2 pseudogenes are annotated in these 1,917 nt (G+C 35.5%); both read left to right on the forward strand.

Annotation, left to right across the window (positions count from 1 at the left end):
• Positions 1 to 284: pseudogene (locus tag WGMM_RS05225) on the forward strand (cytoplasmic incompatibility factor CifA); the annotation flags it as partial.
• 224 nt (positions 285 to 508) lie between these two features.
• A pseudogene (locus WGMM_RS05230) lies at positions 509 to 1,917 on the forward strand (cytoplasmic incompatibility factor CifB); the annotation flags it as partial.

A 1,917-nucleotide genomic window follows, 5' to 3' on the forward strand; every position in this document is an offset into this window, starting at 1 on the left:
TGATAGTTAACTGGAAACGAGAGGACATTTATAAGTCTGATGAGGAAAAAGAAATAGAGAAAAAAGAAATACTAGATATGATGTTATTCGCTAAAATTAGCTTTCCTGAAAGATTTGAGTTCTTTAAAGAAAAGATAATAAAAAACCTTAGATTATGCGGTAGGGAAGGAATGAAGGATTACGTAGATTACGGTTTGTTTGCAGAAGAGTTATTCTCTGAGTTAGAGAAAACAACTCTACCTCTTGGTCCTGTAGGTGATGGTCCTTGGAATAATTTACGGTAACGATCTAAAGCCCATGGTAGTAAGGAAACAACTTTGCCAGTTGATGATGGTCTGCAGTCTGAGCTTGGAACTCCTAGTGTAAGCGGTGTTTCTTCTTATAAGAAAAAAAGCGTCTTTACGCTTAGTGGTAATAAGTAATCTACTTATGAACTCTTGGTGTTTCTGGTCGTAGTAAATAAGGGGTATTTTGTATAAGTAATGGTGATGGACTTATTAGGAGTTTGGTGGATGGAGATCTTGAAGGATTTAGACAAGGATTTGAATCTTTTTTAGATCAATGTCCATCTTTCTTGTATCATGTAAGTGCAGGTCGTTTCCTTCCTGTATTCTTTTTTAGTATGTTTGCTACTGCACATGATGCTAATATCTTAAATGCAAATGAGAGAGTCTATTTTCGTTTTGATAACCATGGTGTTAATCCACGTAATGGTGAAAATCGAAATACAGGAAACCTAAAAATTGCTGTTTATCATGACGGACAGCAAGTTGTCAGATGTTACAGTATTTCTGATCGTCCTAATAGTGATGGGTTAAGATTTAGTGAAAGGGAGAGAGATTCTCTAGTACAAGAGATTAGACGGCAAAATCCGAATTTAAGGGCAGAAGACCTAAGTTTTGAGCAATATAAAGTATGCATGTATGGAAAGGGCAAGAGTCAAGGGGAGGCAATTGCAACAGTATTCGAGGCGATTCGTGAAAAGGATTTTAGAGGTAGAGATAAATTTGCCAAATATTCAGCATCTGAGGTTCATTTCTTGAGGCAACTCTTTAGAAATCACAGATTAACAATTAAGGAAATAGAAGGAAGACAACTTAATCACAATCAGCTCAGACAGCTTGATAGATCAGTCAATTTTGCACAGGTAGCACAAGGTCAACAAAGGATTGACAACTTTATGGAAATACTAGCAAGTGATAACGAAGAAAATGTAAGAAATTCTCTCCGGGGAGATATTTTAGAATATGTAATTGATATCTATAATAATTATAGGGCGCAGATAGAAAATAATATTGAAAATCGCAGTCAAAAGTTTGAGAGTCACGGGTTTTTATTAGGTTTCTTAGCAAATTTTAGTCATCGCTACACAATAGGCATTGACCTTGATTTGTCTCCTAGAAACTCACATGTTGCATTTCTTGTACGTCATCAAGCAGAAAGAGAAAATATTCCTATTGTTATTAATCTTGCTATATTTGACACACCGTCAGATGTTGCATTAAAGTGTGCCATAGGCTACGCTGGAAGGTTACGCAATTCTTCATTTATACCTATTCATACCACATCAGAGCATACTGTTTGTGTTGGATTAAATTTTGATTTAAATCGAATTCCTTTTAGGGTTGATACAGTAGGGCTTCAACAGGGTAGGTTTCCTTTAGTACAAAGATTGTTTGAGTATATAGAAGATGAAGAGGTTGGAGAGAATATTAGAGATTTCTTGCTTCAACATCTTCCTGGTGAAATACCAAGAAATACAGAGAATTATAACAGAATATTTGATTGTATAACTGGTTTTACTTTTGGGAGTAGTGCTTTTGCTAGAGAGTATTTAGAGCTGGAAGAAGGAGAAGATCGAGTACGTGTAAGAAAGTATATATTTAGATACGGTGATGGAGATTTAAGAAGACATGC

This window comes from Wolbachia endosymbiont of Glossina morsitans morsitans, from assembly GCF_000689175.1.
Lineage (GTDB): Bacteria > Pseudomonadota > Alphaproteobacteria > Rickettsiales > Anaplasmataceae > Wolbachia > Wolbachia pipientis.